Annotated in this window: 3 protein-coding genes and 1 tRNA gene; 2 read left to right on the top strand and 2 right to left on the bottom strand. The window is 54.7% G+C overall.

Annotated elements, in window-relative coordinates:
* Positions 1-2 precede the first annotated feature (2 nt).
* Positions 3-90 (bottom strand) — tRNA-Ser (locus tag HHI26_RS25270).
* A gap of 247 nt (positions 91-337) precedes the next feature.
* Between HHI26_RS25270 and phoA the strand changes: the two genes are divergently transcribed.
* On the top strand, positions 338-1,741 hold the full coding sequence (gene phoA / locus HHI26_RS25265; RefSeq protein WP_133841731.1) for an alkaline phosphatase: 1,404 nt from the start codon (positions 338-340) through the stop codon (positions 1,739-1,741).
* A gap of 48 nt (positions 1,742-1,789) precedes the next feature.
* On the opposite strand, the gene HHI26_RS25260 is transcribed toward phoA, so the two are convergent.
* Positions 1,790-2,782 (bottom strand): phospholipase D-like domain-containing protein, encoded by a 993-nt coding sequence (locus HHI26_RS25260; RefSeq protein WP_171149993.1) that lies wholly within the window; start codon positions 2,780-2,782, stop codon positions 1,790-1,792.
* Between the two features lie 113 nt (positions 2,783-2,895).
* On the opposite strand from HHI26_RS25260, the gene HHI26_RS25255 reads away from it, so the two are divergent.
* A complete protein-coding gene (locus HHI26_RS25255; RefSeq protein WP_171149992.1) occupies positions 2,896-4,050 on the top strand; it encodes a low temperature requirement protein A in 1,155 nt (384 codons plus the stop codon).
* Positions 4,051-4,367 lie beyond the last annotated feature (317 nt).

Below are 4,367 nucleotides of genomic sequence, written 5' to 3'. Positions count from 1 at the left end.
TATGGTGGTGAGAGAGGGGTTCGAACCCTCGATACGTTGCCGTATACACACTTTCCAGGCGTGCTCCTTCAGCCACTCGGACACCTCACCATATTTTACTGCCGTCACCCACAGGGGGTAACGGGGCGGTACTATAGGCAGTCGCCGTTAATGGGTCAAGTAGTATTTTTCCCTATGGTTCTATTCGCTTAACTCATGAGCAGTCGCAAAATTCCCTCATCAGCACACCCGGCGATGAAATCTCTCTGTCACGTGGCTGACACGAAAATGAAATAGTTGTATCGCAGACTGTGGCGCAGAAACATTAAGTTAAATTTATTCATGGAGATCGCCAACAATGAAACACAAAGCCTTTGCTCTTTCCCTGCTGACCTCGCTGATTTGCTCCTCTGCCGTGGCGGATATTGCCACCTGGAATCGTGCCGCACAGGGGGATATCACCCAGCCCGGTGGTGCACGCCGCCTGACCGGTGATCAGACCGAGGCAATTAAAGCCTCGTTAAACAATACCACGGCGAAAAATGTCATTTTGCTGATCGGCGATGGCATGGGTGACTCTGAAATCACGGCAGCGCGTAACTATGCAGAAGGCGCGGGCGGTTTCTTTAAAGGTATTGATGCACTGCCGCTGACCGGTCAGTACACCCATTACTCGCTGGATAAAAAAAGCCATAAACCCGACTACGTCACCGATTCTGCGGCTTCTGCCACCGCCTGGGCCACCGGGGTAAAATCCTATAATGGCGCCATTGGCGTGGATGTGAACGGTAAAGATTATCCTTCACTGCTGGAACTGGCTAAAGCCGCCGGTAAAGCCACGGGTAACGTATCTACCGCCGAACTGGAAGATGCCACCCCGGCCGCGCAGATTGCCCATGTTACCTCACGTAAATGCTATGGCCCGGTGAAAACTAGCGAACTCTGTGCCACCAACGCGCTGGAAAAGGGCGGTAAAGGTTCCATCGCTGAGCAATTGCTGAATGCCCGCGCGGACGTCACTTTCGGCGGCGGTGGGAAAACCTTCAGTGAGACGGCGAAAGCGGGCGAATGGCAGGGCAAAACTCTGCAAGAGCAGGCGAAGCTGCGCGGCTATCAGCTGGTGAGCGATCTCGAGGGGATGAACGGCCTGAGCGAAGCGGGCGACGATAAGCCGGTACTGGGGCTGTTTGCTGACGGCAATATGCCGGTGCGCTGGAAAGGGCCGAAAGCCACTTATCACGGTAACCTGGACGGGAAACCGATCACCTGTGAAGTGAATGCGGAACGTCCGGCATCAACGCCAACCCTGGCCCAGATGACCGATAAAGCCATCTCACTGCTAAGCAGCAAGCCGCAGGGCTTCTTCCTTCAGGTGGAAGGGGCATCTATTGATAAGCAGGATCATGCGGCTAATCCGTGCGGCCAGATTGGTGAAACGGTCGATCTGGATGAAGCGGTACAAAAGGCGCTGGAATTTGCGCGTAAGGACGGCAACACACTGGTGATTGTCACCGCTGACCATGCGCACTCCAGCCAGATCATTGCCAATGACAGCAAGGCACCGGGCCTGACGCAGACGCTGATCACTAAAGATGGCAGCCCGATGACCATCAGCTACGGCAATTCGGAAGAAGATTCTCAGGGCCACACCGGCACGCAACTGCGCATTGCGGCATATGGTCCTCATGCGGCGAATGTGGTCGGTCTGACCGATCAAACCGATCTGTTCTATACCATCAAGGCTGCTCTGGCGATCAAGTAACGATAAGGTGGGGCGACGAACTGTGCGTCGTCCCCATCCTGATGCTGGTTAACGTGACTGCTGGCAGATGTGGAGTACCTCTGAAAAAGGGATGCACACAGAGCGACTCTTCTCTGAACCTGTAGCGTGTTGCAGGATTTTCTTTATAAAAGGCCGGATTTGCTTCACGAACAATCTGGCCTCTTTATCATCAAACAGATAACCCATGACCTTGTCTTCCTGAACGCACAACGCCAGATGGCCCGCACTGCCATCGGAATAGGTGAAATTGATATCCTGCAGGGTACGCGTAAAAATGCCCGCGCACTCCATCTTCCTCCCTTCCTCGTAATACAGGTCTATCAGCAAGGCATTCGTTGGCAAATCTGGCCAGCCTTCATACAGGGGCGGTAACACAGTGATATCCGTTTGTGGCTGACAGGTCCGTTTTTTCTGCTCTTCCTGGAAGGCCTTTTCACCGTCCTGCGACATCGCCTCATTATAAATCACCAGGTAGATTTCCCTGTCTTCAGCATCGGTGGGGCGCAGGCGTTCAAATGCGTGAATCGGTGCCGATGCGGTTCGGCTGGCTCGCCGCTGTGACCATCGCAGCTGGGCCAGTTGCAGGTCTTTATCGCTAATGTCGCGTGATGCTTCCCACTGCGCGGCAAACCATTGATGGATAGCTGCGATCTGCCCGGGGTCCTCGGTTAACAGTCCGGCTTCATCCCACCAGGACTGCTCGCTGCCTTCAAGATTTAATCCGTTAGCGGAAAAATTGGCCGAACCGACCAGCGCCTGTTTCGCCCCGGCGATGACTTTGGCATGCAGTTTGTCCGACTGGCGTATTGTCACGCCCGGCTTATCACGCAGCGCTTTGATCACCTGGGGATTGGTGGCGCCGCTGTCTACATTACAAATCAGCCTGGCGCGCTGACCGACGCGTGGGCATATCATCATGTCTGCCCCTTTTCCCCAAAATGCCACTGCCGCAAGCAGTTCTTCTTCGTCTGCTGCCAGCGATGTAACCGCCTGTTGATAATCTGAAGATGTTAAAAACATCGTATTCCCTCTTTATCATGCCAATAAGGCGCTGCCCGACATCAATAAAACATGTTCCTGTTTCGGGCGTCTCGCTATTATCAATGTAATGCCCCCTTTTCAGGAACATTTCCATGGCGCTAACTCTGCTTCGCGTACGTGATGGCCACGGCGCAACGGTGTCATTTTCTGAACTTCTTTTCGACCTGATTTACGTTTTCGCGGTCACTCAACTTTCCCATTATCTTCTGCATCATTTGACGCTCACTGGCGCACTGGAAACCCTGCTGCTGTGGTTTGCCGTCTGGCTCGCCTGGCAGTATACCGCGTGGGTCACCAACTGGTTCGATCCTGAAACCCGACAAATTCGCCTGCTGCTGTTTGGTGTGATGCTGTTGGGCCTGTTTGCCTCTTCAGCACTGCCGCAGGCATTCGGTGAACGCGGCTGGATATTTGCACTGTTTTACGTTGCGATGCAGGTTGGGCGCAGCGCTGTCACATTATGGTTACTGCCCGCGGGGCATTTGCTGCGGCGTAATTTCCAGCGCATCCTCGGCTGGATGTGTATTTCTGGGGTGTTCTGGCTGTGGGGTGGCATCGCCGAAGGGCCGGAGCGCCTGATCCTGTGGGGGATAGCTGTTGCCTGCACCTACTTCTCACCGATGTTCGGTTTCCCGCTGCCGGGCCTGGGCCGTTCAGACAGCAGCAGTGAATGGACCATAGAAGGGCACCATCTGGCGGAGCGTTGCCAGCTGTTTGTTATTGTCGCACTGGGTGAAACCATTCTGATTACCGGTGCAACGCTGAGTGAAACCGACGTGTGGGATGCGCCGATTATTATTGCCTCGCTGGTGGCTTTTATCGGCAGCCTGGCAATGTGGTGGGTCTATTTCGATACCAGCAGCAAGGCAGGCAGTCATGCTATACAACATGCGGATAATCCGGGACAGATGGGTGCCTGCTTCCATTATGTTCATGTGGTGCTGGTCGGCGCGATTATTGTCTGCGCCGTAGCCAATGAGCTGGTGATCGCCCATCCTGATGGACATATCGACATGGCCGCCGCCGCCGTTTTGCTGCTCGGCCCGGCGGTCTATCTGCTGGCCAATGCGATTTATAAACTGATGGTCTACGGCCGGTTTCCGCTGTCGCATATTGTCGGGCTGGTGGCGCTGGCCGGATTAAATCCTGTGGTGTTTATCACCGACAGGTTGATGGTGAATGGTCTCACCACGGTGATTATGATCGTGGTCGCCGGATGGGAGAGCGTTTCACGGCGGTCGGGTTAGTGGCATGGGCGTGGTCTGCAAATCATGTCGCTCGTTTGCATGGAAGAGCACATTTATTGTTTTGACGGGATCATTCCTGATGCCTTGTTGCGGGTCGGGCATGCCCGCCCCCTACGTACAGGCATTATTCTTGAATAAGGTGAGACTCGTACCCTCTCTGATGTAGGGGCGAGGCATGCCTCGCCCGGGTCGGACAGGCAAAAAAAATGCCTGAACTTTCGCTCAGGCATTCTCTTAGAATATGGTGGTGAGAGAGGGGGATCACTCGCGCCATCCCTGGCGCTCGCCCTGCGGGCAGCCTGCGGCTGTGCAAAACG

Source organism: Erwinia sp. JH02 (genome assembly GCF_013074405.1).
GTDB lineage: Bacteria > Pseudomonadota > Gammaproteobacteria > Enterobacterales > Enterobacteriaceae > Erwinia > Erwinia rhapontici.
This window is presented reverse-complemented; position numbering and strand designations above follow the sequence as displayed.